The following is a 13816-nucleotide window of genomic DNA, read 5'->3' on the forward strand; positions in this document are numbered from 1 at the left end:
CCATGGCCGCCGTCCCGGAGCCCGGCGGCGACGACCTCAGCCGGTCGGGCGCCCAGTGGTACGCGGCCGAGTGGGCCAGGGCGGTGCGCCGGCTCGGTTTCGTGCCGCTCAGCGCGGCGGAGACCGAGCGCCTGCTGCACCTGCACACGGTCCGGCTGGCCCAGGCCCTGCTCGCCGAGCCCTTCTCGCCCCTGCCGGCCGAGGAGGTGGGGCGCGCGCTGGTCGAGGAGCACCTGACCGAGCCCCGGGTGCTCGACTGGTCGGTGCGGGCCCTCGGCGACCGGTTCGCCGCCCGGGTGGTGCCGGGCCGGGCCCACCGGGACGGGACGGCGCAACGGGTCGCGGCGTTGCAGGGCGGACTCGCCGCCGGCTTCGGCCGCGCCCTGCGCGACCGCACCTTCGCGCAGCAGGAGCGGATCGCCCGCTCGGCGTGGCAGGCCCGCGACGACGTGGAGCAGGCCCTGCGCGACAGCGAGGCCCGGTTCCGGGCCGTCTTCGTGGGGGCGGCCACGGGGATCGGCATCGCCGGTGTCGACGGCCAGATCATCGACGTCAACCAGGCGTTCGCGGACATGCTCGGCTACTCCATCGAGGAGCTGCGCGAGACCAACGTGGCCGCGCTGTTCCACCCCGACGACGCGGCCGGGATGTGGGAGCTCTACCAGGAGCTGATCGAGGGCAAGCAGGACCGGGCCCGGGTGGAGAAGCGCTACTACCGCAAGGACGGCAGCGTGGTCTGGACGGACCTGTCCGTCTCGCTGATCCGCCACGACGACGGCCGGCCCCGGTTCACCGTCGCGATGATCGAGGACATCACCGAGCGGCACGAACTCCAGCAGCGGCTGCGCTTCCAGGCGCTGCACGACCCGCTCACCGGCCTGCCCAACCGGACGCTGTTCTTCGAGACGCTGGGCCGGGTCTTCGACGTCGCCGACGCGGCCCGACGGGTCGGGGTCTGCTTCCTCGACCTGGACGGCTTCAAGGCGATCAACGACAGCCTCGGCCACGACCTCGGCGACCGGCTGCTCGTGGTGATCGCCAAGCGGCTGGCCGACTGCGTCGCGGGCCGCGGCCACCTCGTCGCCCGGATGGGCGGGGACGAGTTCGTCATCCTGGTCGACGACGGCGCCGGGATCGACGACGCGGTGGGTGTCGCCGAGCTGGCCCTGGCGGCGGTCTCCGCCCCGGTCCGCATCGGCGAGCAGCAGCTCGCGGTGTCGGCGAGCGTCGGGATCGTCGAGTGCCCGGTCGGCGGGACGAGCGCCTCGGAGCTGATGAAGGCCGCCGACACCACGCTCTACTGGGCGAAGGCGGAGGGCCGGGGCCGGTGGGCGGTCTACGACCCGGAGCGCGGCGCCCGGGACATCGCCCGCTCCGCCCTGGCCGCTGGGCTGCCGGCCGCGCTGGACCGGGGCGAGTTCGTCGTGCACTACCAGCCGATCGTGTCCCTGGTCGAGGGCTCGATGCTGGCCGTGGAGGCGCTGGTCCGGTGGCAGCACCCGGAGCTGGGGCTGATCGGGCCGGACCGGTTCATCGGGCTCGCCGAGGAGACCGGCCTGATCGTCCGGCTCGGCGAGTGGGTGCTGCGGCAGGCCTGCCGGGACGCGGAGGCGTGGCGGCGCGAGTTCCCCCGGGCGCAGCTGGTGGTCAGCGTCAACCTGGCCGCGCGGCAGGCCGACGACCCGGGGATCGTGGACACCGTGGCCGACGCGCTGGCCTCCACCGGGCTGCCGGCGGATCTGCTGCAACTGGAGCTGACGGAGAGCGCGGTGATGGGCACCGCCGGGGAGCCGCTGCGGTCGCTGCACCGGCTGGCCGCCCTCGGCGTACGGATGGCGATCGACGACTTCGGCACCGGCTACTCCAACCTGGCGTACCTGCGCCGGCTGCCCATCCACTGCCTCAAGCTGGCCGGGCCGTTCGTCGAGGGCATCCGGGGTGAGGACGTCGAGGCGGTGCCCGACCACCGGGACGAACGGATCGTGGACGCGCTGGTGCGGCTGGCGCACGCCCTGGAGCTGTGGGTGACAGCCGAGGCGGTGGAGACCGGGGTGCAGGCCGAGCGGCTGCGCGCGCTGCGCTGCGACACCGGGCAGGGCCGGTTCTTCGGCCCGCCCGCACCGGCGGCGGAGATCACCGCCCGGCTACGCGACGACGACCGGGGAGCGACGGCATGAGCCTGACGGACAGCGAGGCGGCGGTCGCCGTACTCGCCGGGTTGGCGATCCTCGCCGGGCTCGCCGGGGTGGTGGTGCCCGGCCTGCCGGCGCTGCCGCTGTGCTGGGGCGGGGTGCTGGTCTGGGCGATCTTCGGCGGCGCCGGGCCCGGCCGCTGGGCGGTGCTCGCCGCCGCGACCGTGGTCGCCGCGGGCGGCACCGTCGTCAAGTACGCCTGGCCGGGGCGGAACCTGAAACGCACCGGGGTGCCCACGTCGTCGCTGCTCGCCGGTGGCCTGCTGGGCCTGGTCGGCTTCTTCGTGGTCCCGGTGATCGGGCTGGTGCTCGGCTTCGTCGGCGGGGTGTGGGCGGCGGAGCGGCTGCGGCTGGGCGACTCCCGGCTGGCCTGGCCGGCGACGAAGCAGGCGGTCGCGGCGGCCGGCCTGTCCATGCTTGTCGAGTTCCTCGCCGGTCTGCTCGTCGCCGCGCTCTGGGTCGCCGGGCTGCTGCTCACCTGAGCAGACGCGGGCGGCCGCGCCGGATCGGACCGGTGCGGTGCGTGCCGCTTGCTCCGACGGAATCGGTGCGGTGCGGTGCGGACCGGGCCTGTGCGGGCCGGGCCGGTCGCTCGGTTCGAGCCGATGCGGGTGCGGTGCGGGCGGCGCGGGGCGGGCGTCGGGTACGGCGCAGCGCCGTACGGTGAGAGAGAGGTGACGTGCCCCGCGCCGCCGCGTGCCGGGCGGTCCGAGCGCCCGGCGGTGGCCCGTCGCGATCGGGCCTGGTCACGGGCTCAAGCATGCGGTCCACGAGCCGGCACGGCAACGCAATTTGCCCGGCTCGGCCGGCCTGCGGACCCGCGGCGCCGGGCCTGCCGACCTGCGGCGCCGGGCCTGCCGACCTGCGGCGCCGGGCCTGCCGACCCGCGGCGCCGGGCGTGCCGGCCAGGGCCGCCGTGTGCCGTCTGGCCACTGTCGAGCTGCCCCACCGCACGGGGCAGCTCGACAGGGACCGGTCGGGCAGGAGCCGGTCGGACAAGGGCCGGCAGCAAGGGCGGACGGACAGGGGTGGGCCGGCATGGGCCGGCTGACAGGGGGCGGCCGCCAGCGGTGGCGGGCAGGGGTGGGACCGGGCGGGCAGGGCGACGGCGGCTGCCAGGTCAGGCGGCTGCGCTGCGAGGCGGGCCCGGGTGCGTTCCGGGGCGGTTGCCGCGATGCCGGGCGGGGCATTGACGGTCCACCGGTTCAGCCAGTAGACCTTGGTGATGGAGGCCCGCCGATGAGGAAAGCTCCGCTCACGTTGGAACAACTGCGGGTCGCCGTCGCAGAGAATGAGATCGACACCGTGGTGCTGGCCCTGGTCGACATGCAGGGCCGGTTGCAGGGCAAGCGGTTCCACGCGCCCTACTTCCTCGACCAGGTGGCCGCGCACGGCAGCGAGGGCTGCAACTACCTGCTCGCTGTCGACGTCGACATGAACACGGTCGACGGGTACGCGATGTCGAGCTGGGAACGCGGCTACGGCGACTTCGCCATGGTGCCGGACTTCGACACGCTGCGGCGGGTGCCCTGGCAGCCGGGCAGCGCGCTGCTCCTGGCCGACCTGGCCTGGCTGGACGGGTCCCCGGTGGTCGCCTCGCCCCGGCAGATCCTGCGCCGGCAGCTCGACCGGCTGGCCGCGCACGGGCTGACCGCGTACGCCGGCACCGAGCTGGAGTTCGTGCTGTTCCGCGACTCGTACGAGGAAGCCTGGCAGCGCGGCTACCGGGACCTGACCCCGGCCAACCAGTACAACGTGGACTACTCCCTGCTCGGCACCGCGCGGGTGGAGCCGCTGCTGCGCCGCATCCGGCGGGAGATGGCCGGGGCGGGGCTCACCCCGGAGAGCGCGAAGGGGGAGTGCAACCTCGGCCAGCACGAGATCGCCTTCCGCTACGACGAGGCGGTGGCCTGCGCCGACCACCACGTGATCTACAAGAACGGGGCGAAGGAGATCGCCGCCCAGGAGGGCTTGTCGATCACCTTCATGGCCAAGCCGAACGCGCGCGAGGGCAACTCCTGCCACATCCACTTCTCGCTGCGCGACGCCGACGGCCGCTCGGCGATGCTCGGCGACGGGCCGGCGCACCTGTCGACGACCGGGCAGCGGGTGCTGGCCGGGCTGCTGGCCACGATGCGCGAGTTCAGCCTCCTGTTCGCCCCGAACATCAACTCGTACAAGCGCTACCAGCCGGGGTCGTTCGCCCCCACCGCGCTGCGCTGGGGCACGGACAACCGCACCTGCGCGCTGCGGCTGGTCGGGCACGGCCAGGGCATGCGGGTCGAGAACCGGGTGCCGGGGGCGGACGTGAACCCGTACCTGGCGATCGCGGCCCTCGTCGCCGGCGCGGTGCACGGCATCGAGCGCGAGCTGGAACTGGGCGAGGAGTGCACCGGCAACGCGTACGACGATCCGGCCGCCGAACGCGTCCCCGGCACGCTCCGCGACGCCCTGGCCCTGTGGGAGGGCTCGACGGTGGCCACCGAGGCGTTCGGTGACGAGGTGACGGCCCACTACGCCAACCAGGCGCGCATCGAGCTGACGGCCTTCGACGCCGCCGTGACGGACTGGGAGCTGATCCGTGGCTTCGAACGCCTCTGACCGCCCGGCCAATCGCCTGTCGATCGTTCTGGTGGGCGGTCGAGGAGGATTTGCGGCTTTTGTGGGGCACCACAACTGCATGATCGACGCCGCGGAGGGGCGGGGCGGCCGGAGGAAGAGGGGAGGGGTCGGGGTTGAGTGAGGTGGTGGATCCGGCTTCCGGGGAGGTCGTGGGGGTCGTGCCCGGCACGCCGGTCGGGGAGGTCGACGCGGCGATCGCGCGGGCGGACGCGGCCTTCCGGCGCTGGCGGGCGGTGGCGCCGGGGGAGCGGGCGCGGGTGTTGCGGCGGTTCGCGGCGGTGGTCGACGCGCACCTGGAGGAGCTGGCGCGGCTGGAGGTGCGCAACTCCGGGCACACCATCGGCAACGCGCGGTGGGAGGCGGGCAACGTCCGCGACGTCCTCGACTACTACGCGGGCGCGCCCGAGCGGCTGACCGGGCGGCAGATCCCGGTGCCGGGCGGGCTGGACGTGACGTTCCACGAGCCGCTCGGCGTGGTCGGGGTGATCGTGCCGTGGAACTTCCCGATGCCCATCGCCGCCTGGGGCTTCGCGCCGGCGCTCGCGGCCGGCAACACCGTGGTGCTCAAGCCCGCCGAACTGACCCCGCTGACGGCGCTGCGCCTGGCGGAGCTGGCGCGCGAGGCGGGCGTGCCCGACGACGTGTTCACCGTGCTGCCGGGCACCGGGTCCGTGGTGGGGGAGCGGTTCGTCACCCACCCCGCCGTCCGCAAGGTCTGCTTCACCGGTTCCACGGAGGTGGGCACCCGGATCATGGCCGGCTGCGCCGCGCAGGTGAAGCGGCTGACCCTGGAGCTGGGCGGCAAGAGCGCCAACCTCGTCTTCGCCGACGCGGACCTGGAGCGGGCGGCGGCCACCGCCCCGTACGCCGTCTTCGACAACGCCGGCCAGGACTGCTGCGCCCGGTCGCGGATCCTGGTCCAGCGGCCGGTGTACGACCGGTTCCTGGAGCTGCTCGAACCGGCGGTACGCGCGCTGCGGGTGGAGGACCCGTCCCGGGAAACCGCCGAGATGGGCCCGTTGATCTCCGCCGCCCAGCGGGACCGGGTGGCCGGGTACGTCGACGGGGCGAAGGTCGCCTTCACCGGCTCCCGCCCCGACGGGCCAGGCTTCTGGTACGCCCCGACGGTGCTGCTCGCCGACTCGACGGCGGACCGGCACTGGCGCGAGGAGATCTTCGGCCCGGTCGTCTCGGTGCTCCCGTTCGACGACGAGGCCGACGCGATCTGCCTCGCCAACGACACCGAGTACGGGCTGTCCGGCTCGGTCTGGACCCGGGACGTGGGCCGGGCGGTGCGGGTGGCGCGGGCCGTGGAGGCGGGCAACCTCAGCGTCAACTCGCACTCCTCGGTGCGCTACTGGACGCCGTTCGGCGGGATGAAGCGCTCCGGGCTGGGCCGCGAGCTGGGCCCCGACGCGCTGCACGCCTTCACGGACGTCAAGAACGTGTTCATCGCGACGGAGGAGTGATCAGGTGCGGGGTCGACTTGAGGACCGGGTGGCCGTGGTCACCGGGGCGGGCAGCGGGATCGGGCTGGCCACCGTGCGGCGGTTCGCCGCCGAGGGGGCCCGGGTGGTCTGCGTGGACGTCGACGCGGAGGCGGGTGGGCGGGCGGCCGAGGAGGTCGGCGGCGAGTTCGTCGCCACGGACGTCGCCGACGAGGCGGCCGTACGGGACCTCTTCGAGGGGGTGGCCGAGCGGCACGGGCGCATCGACGTGGCGTTCAACAACGCCGGCATCTCCCCGCCGGAGGACGACTCCATCCTGAGCACCGGGCTGGACGCCTGGGAGCGCGTGTTGCGGGTCAACACCACGAGCGTCTACCTCTGCTGCAAGCACGTCATTCCGCACATGCGCCGGCAGGGCAAGGGCTCGATCGTCAACACCGCGTCGTTCGTGGCCCTGATGGGGGCGGCCACCTCGCAGATCGCGTACACGGCGAGCAAGGGCGGGGTGCTGGCGATGACCAGGGAGCTGGGCGTGCAGTTCGCCCGGGAGGGCATCCGCGTCAACGCGCTCTGCCCCGGCCCGGTCGCCACCCCGCTGCTGCTGGAGCTCTTCGCCGCCGACCCGGAGCGGGCCGCCCGCCGGCTGGTGCACGTGCCGATGGGGCGGTTCGGCGAGCCGGAGGAGATCGCCGCCGCGGTGGCGTTCCTGGCCAGCGACGACTCGTCCTTCATGACCGCCGCGCAGTTCGTCGTGGACGGCGGCATCACCGGCGCGTACGTCACCCCGCTGTGAGCCGGCCACTGATCGGGATCACCGCGTACGCCGAGCCGGTCGGCTGGGGGGTGTGGCGGGACGTGCCGGCGGTGCTGCTGCCCGAGGCGTACGTCCGGGCGGTCACCGCGGCCGGGGGCCGGGCGGTGGTGCTGCCCCCGGACGACCGCGACGCGGACGTGCTGCGGGTGCTCGACGGGCTGGTCCTGGCTGGCGGCGCGGACGTCGATCCGGCCCGGTACGGCCAGCCGCCGGCGCCCCGCACGGAGAGCCGGCCCGGCCGCGACGCGGGCGAGTTGGCCCTGCTCACCGCGGCGCTCGACACCGACCTGCCGGTGCTCGGGGTCTGCCGGGGGATGCAACTGCTCGCCGTCGCCGCCGGTGGGGCGCTGCACCAGCACCTGCCGGACCTGGTGGGGCACGACCTGCACCGCCCCGCCCCCGGCGTCTACGGCGGGCACGGCGTGCGGTTCGCCCCGGGCAGCCTGGCCGCGACGGTGATGGCCGGGGTGGACCGGGTCAACTCCTACCATCACCAGGCGGTGGCCGACCCGGGCCGGCTGGCGGTGACCGGCTGGTCCGACGACGGGGTGGTCGAGGCGGTCGAGGATCCGCACCGGCCCTTCCTGCTGGGCGTGCAGTGGCACCCGGAGAACGAGCCCGACCCGCGACCGATCGCCGCGCTGGTCCGGGCCGCCCGGGAAGGCCGGGTCGGCCCGGCGCGCCGGTGACGCACCCCCCGCCACCGTCGCTGCGGGCGGGTGGGGTGTCGCACATCACAGCCGCCTCCCGGGGTGGTGCCCACCCGGGGCCGTATCGTCCCGTGCACGGGACTGAAATGCGGCGCTGGTCCAGATTCGGGTGACCAGCCGTCCTGTGTGGACCCGGCCCCGCGACGGCGCGTCCGGGGGATGGCGGCCCGGTGCGGCGGACATGAACAGCGCACGACGGGCGGTATGCGTTACGTTGCTCGTCCGTCGGGGTACCAAGCGGGGCAGGGCCGGTCGGATCACCGGACCGAGGCGGTGACGGCCGGAGCGGGAGGAACTATGAGCTCGGCCCAGGGGGGCGTGGACGAGGGTTGCCCGTCCGAGGTGGGCCAGCAGGTTGATCTTCCCCCGTTGCTGGCCGCCGCCTTCGTCGGCGGCGGCGAGATGGGCGGGTTGATGGGCCGCTTCGACTGGTCCGCCCACCCGCTCGGCACCCCCGACCGGTGGCCGCCGGCGCTCTGCTCGGCGATCGGCCTCATGCTCGCCTCCAGCGCGCAGATCGTCATGTTCTGGGGCGAGGACGAACTCGCCTTCTACAACGACGCCTACCGCCCCACGATCGGCGGCAAGCACCCGGACGTGCTGGGCCAGCCGGCCCGCGAGCACTGGGCGGAGACCTGGAGCGTGCTCGGGCCGCTGCTGGAGGGTGTCCGGCGGGACGGCCGGTCGTACCGCGCGCAGGACCACCCCTTCCCGCTCGACCGGCGCGGGTTCCTGGAGGAGACGTACTTCGACGTCTCCTACGACCCGATCCTGGCCGCCGACGGCACCGTCGCCGGTGTCTTCTGCATCGTCAACGAGACCACGGGCCGGGTGGTCGGGGAGCGCCGGCTGCGGCTGCTGGCCGAGCTGGGCACCGACCTGGCCGAGGTGGACAGCCGGCCCGAGCTGGGCCGGGTCGCGGCGGCGGTGCTCGACCGGCACCGGCCGGACGTGCCGTTCTCGCTGGTGTACCTGCCCGACGAGGCCGGCAACCTGGTCCTGACCGGGTGCGGCGGCGTCGGCCCACGGGCGGTCGCCACGCCCCTGCCGACGCGGCTCGCCGAGGTCACCGCCGCCGGCACCGCCGCCACCGTCGCCGTCACGGACCTGCTCACCGAGGCTCCGGCCGACGCGACCGGCGAGGCGCTGGTGCTGCCCGTCACGGCCGGGAACGAGACCGTGGGCGCGCTGGCCGTCGGCGTCGCCCGCCGACAGCCGCTCACCGACGAGTACCGGGACTTCTTCGACCTGGTCGCCGCGCAGCTCTCGCGGGCCGTCGGGCGGCAGCAGGCGTACGAGCAGGAACGCACCCGCGCCGCCGAGCTGGCCGCCCTGGACCGGGCCAAGACCAACTTCTTTGCCAACGTCAGCCACGAGTTCCGCACCCCGCTGACCCTGGTGCTCGGCCCGCTGGAGGACCTGCTGGCCGACCCGGCGCTGCCGGAGGCGTACACCGAACGGCTCACCACCATGCACCGCAACGCGCTGCGGCTGCTCAAGCTGGTCAACACGGTGCTCGACTTCTCCCGGCTGGAGTCCGGGCGGCTGGCCGCCCGCTACCAGCCCACCGACCTCGCCGACTACACCGCCCGCCTGGCCAGCACGTTCCGGTCGGCCACCCAGCGGACCGGGCTGCGCCTGGTCGTGGACTGCCCGCCGCTGCCGGCGCCGGTCTTCGTGGACCGGGACATGTGGGAGAAGGTCGTCCTCAACCTGGTCTCGAACGCGGTGAAGTTCACCTTCGACGGCGAGATCCGGGTGCGGATCCGCGCCGCCGACGGGGCCGCCCGGCTGGAGGTCACCGACACCGGCGTCGGCATCGTGCCGGAGGAACTGCCGCAGATATTCGAGCGCTTCCACCGGGTGCCCGGGGTGCGTTCGCGCAGCCACGAGGGCACCGGGATCGGCCTGGCACTGGTCCGCGAGCTGGTCGAGATGCACGGCGGCGAGGTGGCCGTGCGCAGCCGCGTCGACGAGGGCAGCACGTTCACCGTGACCGTTCCGTTCGGCGCCGGGCACCTGCCGGTCGAGCGGGTCGTCGACGCCGGCCCGCCGGCGCAGGTCGAGCTGGCGCAGGCCGACCTCTACGTCGCGGAGACGGCGCTCTGGACCGGCGCCGCCGGGTCGGCCGACGATGCCGGCTCGGCCCGGGGGACAGGCGCCGCCGGCCGGATCCTGGTCGCCGACGACAACGCCGACCTGCGCGAGCACGTCACCCGGCTGCTCTCCCCGTCCTGGGAGGTGGTCGCGGTCACCGACGGCGTGGAGGCGCTGCGGCACGCCGTCGACGGCTCGTTCGACCTGGTGCTGACCGACGTGATGATGCCCCGGCTCGACGGGTTCGGGCTGGTCGCCGCGCTGCGCGCGGATCCGCGTACCCGGCACCTGCCGATCGTGCTGCTCTCCGCCCGGGCCGGCTCCGCCGAGGAGGTCGCCGGGCTCGCGGTCGGCGCCGACGACTACCTCACCAAGCCCTTCTCCGGCCAGGAGCTGACCGCCCGGGTACGGGCCAACGTCGAGCTGGGCCAGCTCCGCGGCCAGATCATCCGGGGGCTGCGGGCCCTGGCCGACGCGGCGGTCGCGGTCAACACCGCCCGCTCCACGGCCGACGTGCTCCAGGTCGCCGCGCGGCACGCCCTGAGCCTCGCCGAGGCCGCCCGGGTGGTGGTCTCCGCCACCGGGATGCGCTTCGAGGCCGACGGCGGCGGACTGGCCTCGATCGAGCCGTCCTTCGTGCTGCCGCTGACCGGCACCGCCGGCGAGCGGCTCGGCGACCTGCGGGTCTGGCGTCCGGACGGCGACGGGACCCACACCGACGAGGCCGCGCTCACCCAGCTCGCCCGGCTGGTCGGCGTGCGGCTGGAGAACGCCCAGCTCTACGAGGCCGAGCACCGCATCGCCACCACGCTCCAGCACAGCCTGCTGCCCCGGTCGCTGCCGCAGCTGCCGGGCGCCCTGGTGGCCAGCCGCTACCTGCCGGGCAGCGCCGACGTGGAGGTCGGCGGGGACTGGTACGACGTCGTCGCGCTCGGCGACGACGAGCTGGTGCTGGCGATCGGCGACGTGGTCGGCAAGGGCGTGCGGGCGGCCGCCGCCATGGGCCAGCTCCGCAACGCGCTGCGGGCGTACGTCCTGGAGGGCTTCGATCCCGGCGAGTCGCTGACCCGGCTCAACCGGCTCGTCGGCACCAACGACGGCCGCTCCTTCGCGACGGTGTTCTGCCTGTGGTTCAGCCCCCGCACCGGCCGGATGCGGTACGCCAGCGCCGGGCACCCGTCCCCGCTGCTGATCCGAGGAGACGACGTGGCGTTCCTGCACGACCGGGCGCTCGGGCCGCCGGTCGGGGCGATCCCCGGCACGGCCTACCGGACGGTCGAGGGGGAGCTGGCCGCCGGGAGCCGGCTGCTGCTCTTCACCGACGGGCTGATCGAGGACCGGCAGCTCGGCATCGACGCCGCGCTGGCCACGCTGCGGCAGGACGCGGCCACCCCCGGCGAGCACGTGACCGACCTGATCGACGCCGTGGTGGAGCGGGTCGCCGGGCGGCCGTTGCGCGACGACGTCGCGGTGCTCGCCCTGGAGGCCGCGGAACTCGACCGGTTCGCGCTGCGGCTGCCGGCCGATCCCACCCGGCTCAGCGTGCTGCGCAAGCGGCTGGAGGACTTCCTGGTCGCGCACAAGGTCGGCGAGACGGACCTGTTCGACCTGACCGTCGCCGTCTCCGAGGCGGCCGCCAACGCCATCGAGCACCCGGTCGAGCCGGTCGAGCCGACGATCGGCGTCGAGGTGACCATCTCCGACCGCACGGTGGTCGCCACGGTGCGCGACAGCGGCCGGTGGCGGGAGTCGACCGGATCGGGCTTCCGGGGGCGGGGGCTGTCCCTCATCGAGGCGCTGGGGGAGCTGTCGGTGCACCGTACCGCCGAGGGGACCGAGGTGACGCTGCGCCGGCGGCTGGCGGACTGAGCGCGGCCGGCGGTGCTCCGGCGCGCGACCGGCCCTGTGGCGCGGAGGTGCGGGGGGTCAGGCCGGGCGGAGCCAGGCCTGGTCGGCCAGGCCGGAGATGTCCAGCACCCGGTGGACCTGCCGCGACGGCAGCACGGTGAGCGCGCCGGGAAGCTGCTGGGCCAGCCGGACCACGGCGTGGATGGCCGCCGAGTCGAAGAACGTGACCGCCCGCAGGTCGAGCGTCACCCGCTCGGCCGGCTCCCGCAGCGCGGTCTGGAACATGACATCGGCGGTGGCCATGTCGACCTCGCCGGTGACCAGGACACGTAGGTGGTCACCGTCGATCTCCGCGCTGGCGGAGAAGACGGGAGACGCGCCGCCCCCTTGATCCACGGAGCCACAATCGCACAGCGGACCGGGCACGGCAACAACCGCTCCGGGCGGGCGGTGGCGGGGGTCACCACCGGGCGCGGCGATAAACTCGCGTCATGACCGTCCGTGCGCCGCTGACCCCCGGCACGCTCACCCCGCTGCGGCCCGTGCCCGCCCACATCGTCCGCCCGGAGTACGTGGGCAAGAAGCGTCCGCAGGAGTGGCGCGGTTCGCACGTGCAGACCCCGGAGACCATCGAGAAGATGCGGGTCGCCGGTCGGCTCGCGGCGCAGGCCACCCAGCTCGCCGGCGAGCACTGCAAGCCGGGCGTGAGCACCGACGAGATCGACCGGGTCGTGCACGAGTTCCTCTGCGACCACGGCGCCTACCCGTCGACGCTGGGCTACCGGGGCTTCCCGAAGTCCTGCTGCACCAGCCTCAACGAGGTGATCTGCCACGGCATCCCCGACTCCACCGTGCTCGCCGACGGCGACATCATCAACGTCGACGTGACCGCGTACCTCGACGGGGTGCACGGCGACACGGACGCCACCTTCTGCGTGGGCGAGGTCGACGAGGAGGCCCGGCTGCTGGTCGAGCGCACCCACGAGGCGATGATGCGCGGCATCCGCGCGGTCGCCCCGGGCCGCCAGATCAACGTGATCGGCCGGGTCATCGAGTCGTACGCGAAGCGCTTCGGCTACGGCGTCGTGCGCGACTTCACCGGCCACGGGATCGGCGAGGCGTTCCACAGCGGGCTCTACGTGCCGCACTACGACAGCCCCCGCCCCACGGACGTGATGGAGCCGGGGATGACCTTCACCATCGAGCCGATGATCACCCTCGGCACCCACGAGTACGACATGTGGGACGACGGCTGGACCGTGGTGACGAAGGACCGCAGGTGGACGGCCCAGTTCGAGCACACCATCGTGGTGACCGAGGACGGCCACGAGATCCTCACGCTGCCGTGACGGAGACCCCGGCGGCGCTGCGTGAGGCGCACCACGCGGATGTCTCCGGCGGTTGGCTGCGCCCCGCCGTCTTCGGGGCGATGGACGGGCTGGTTACCAACATCGCCCTGATCGCCGGGGTGGCGGGCGGCGGGGTGTCGCCGCGCAGCGTCGTGCTCACCGGCGTGGCCGGCCTGGTGGCCGGCGCCATCTCGATGGGGCTGGGGGAGTACACCAGCGTCCGCTCGGCGAACGAGCAGGTCGCGGCCGAGGTCGCCAAGGAGCGTCGCGAGCTGGAGCGGCACCCCGAGGCGGAGGCGCGCGAGCTGGCCGAGGCGTGGGTCGCCCGGGGACTGCCGCCCGACCTGGCCATGGAGGTCGCCCAGGCCGTCCGGCGCAACCCGGAGGAGGCGCTGCGGGTGCACGTCCGGGAGGAGCTCGGCGTCGACCCGGACGAGCAGCCCAGCCCCTGGGCCGCGGCGATCTCGTCGTTCCTGTTCTTCTCGGTCGGGGCGCTGGTGCCGCTCCTGACGTACCTGTTCGGCGCGACCAGCCTGTGGCTGGCGCTCGCGGTCGGCGGGCTCGGGCTCTTCGTGGCCGGGGCGGTGGTCGCCCGGTTCACCGCCCGGCCCTGGTGGTCCGGCGGTCTGCGTCAGCTCCTGCTCGGCGCGGCGGCGGCCGGCGCCACGTATCTCGTCGGCACCCTCATCGGCGTGCAGGGCGGGCTCGGCTGACCTTCCCGCGCAGGCTCTCCCGC

At 74.4% G+C, this 13816-nt stretch carries 10 protein-coding genes; 9 read left to right on the forward strand and 1 reads right to left on the reverse strand.

What is annotated here, in order from left to right; translation table 11 throughout:
• The first annotated feature begins 2 nt into the window (after positions 1–2).
• The 7 genes from AC0OO9_RS22180 (at position 3) to AC0OO9_RS22210 (ending at position 11752) form a co-directional block, all read left to right on the forward strand.
• Positions 3–2177 carry a putative bifunctional diguanylate cyclase/phosphodiesterase gene (locus AC0OO9_RS22180; protein ID WP_484512075.1) on the forward strand — a complete coding sequence of 725 codons (2175 nt, stop codon included), beginning with the start codon at positions 3–5 and terminating at the stop codon, positions 2175–2177.
• A complete protein-coding gene (locus tag AC0OO9_RS22185) occupies positions 2174–2674 on the forward strand; it encodes a DUF456 domain-containing protein (protein WP_151456927.1) in 501 nt (166 codons plus the stop codon). Before AC0OO9_RS22180 ends, AC0OO9_RS22185 begins: the two co-directional genes overlap by 4 nt.
• A gap of 757 nt (positions 2675–3431) precedes the next feature.
• Positions 3432–4793: a glutamine synthetase family protein gene (locus AC0OO9_RS22190; protein WP_484512077.1), complete on the forward strand. Its 1362-nt coding sequence runs from the start codon at positions 3432–3434 to the stop codon at positions 4791–4793.
• Positions 4794–4927: 134 nt separating this feature from the next.
• The gene (locus AC0OO9_RS22195) at positions 4928–6283 is read left to right on the forward strand and encodes an aldehyde dehydrogenase family protein (protein WP_484512079.1); all 1356 of its coding nucleotides are present in this window, start codon (positions 4928–4930) and stop codon (positions 6281–6283) included.
• 4 nt (positions 6284–6287) lie between these two features.
• Positions 6288–7055, forward strand: coding sequence for a 3-oxoacyl-ACP reductase (locus AC0OO9_RS22200; protein ID WP_484512081.1), 768 nt, complete (start codon positions 6288–6290; stop codon positions 7053–7055).
• The gene (locus AC0OO9_RS22205) at positions 7052–7765 is read left to right on the forward strand and encodes a gamma-glutamyl-gamma-aminobutyrate hydrolase family protein (protein WP_484512083.1); all 714 of its coding nucleotides are present in this window, start codon (positions 7052–7054) and stop codon (positions 7763–7765) included. The genes AC0OO9_RS22200 and AC0OO9_RS22205 overlap by 4 nt, the downstream gene beginning before the upstream one ends.
• A 318-nt stretch (positions 7766–8083) precedes the next feature.
• A complete protein-coding gene (locus AC0OO9_RS22210) occupies positions 8084–11752 on the forward strand; it encodes a SpoIIE family protein phosphatase (protein ID WP_484512085.1) in 3669 nt (1222 codons plus the stop codon).
• A 57-nt stretch (positions 11753–11809) separates the two neighbouring features.
• Here AC0OO9_RS22210 and AC0OO9_RS22215 read toward each other — a convergent pair whose 3' ends face one another.
• Positions 11810–12127, reverse strand: coding sequence for an STAS domain-containing protein (locus AC0OO9_RS22215; RefSeq protein ID WP_311410903.1), 318 nt, complete (start codon positions 12125–12127; stop codon positions 11810–11812).
• A 95-nt stretch (positions 12128–12222) separates the two neighbouring features.
• Between AC0OO9_RS22215 and map the strand changes: the two genes are divergently transcribed.
• Together map and AC0OO9_RS22225 are read left to right on the forward strand one after the other, a co-directional pair.
• Positions 12223–13080: a type I methionyl aminopeptidase gene (gene map, locus AC0OO9_RS22220; RefSeq protein WP_132232796.1), complete on the forward strand. Its 858-nt coding sequence runs from the start codon at positions 12223–12225 to the stop codon at positions 13078–13080.
• Entirely contained in the window at positions 13077–13793 is a 717-nt protein-coding gene (locus AC0OO9_RS22225; protein ID WP_132232798.1) for a VIT1/CCC1 transporter family protein, read from the forward strand. Before map ends, AC0OO9_RS22225 begins: the two co-directional genes overlap by 4 nt.
• The last annotated feature ends 23 nt before the right edge of the window (positions 13794–13816 follow it).

The sequence above is a fragment of the Micromonospora sp. USAFONa4 genome, from assembly GCF_057197825.1.

Bases quoted from the DNA above. Each gene is read 5' to 3' on its own strand.
- map (WP_132232796.1), top strand. From the start codon at position 12,223: ATGACCGTCCGTGCGCCGCTGACCCCCGGCACGCTCACCCCGCTGCGG.
- AC0OO9_RS22180 (WP_484512075.1), top strand. From the start codon at position 3: ATGGCCGCCGTCCCGGAGCCCGGCGGCGACGACCTCAGCCGGTCGGGC.
- AC0OO9_RS22210 (WP_484512085.1), top strand. From the start codon at position 8,084: ATGAGCTCGGCCCAGGGGGGCGTGGACGAGGGTTGCCCGTCCGAGGTG.
- AC0OO9_RS22185 (WP_151456927.1), top strand. From the start codon at position 2,174: ATGAGCCTGACGGACAGCGAGGCGGCGGTCGCCGTACTCGCCGGGTTG.
- AC0OO9_RS22190 (WP_484512077.1), top strand. From the start codon at position 3,432: ATGAGGAAAGCTCCGCTCACGTTGGAACAACTGCGGGTCGCCGTCGCA.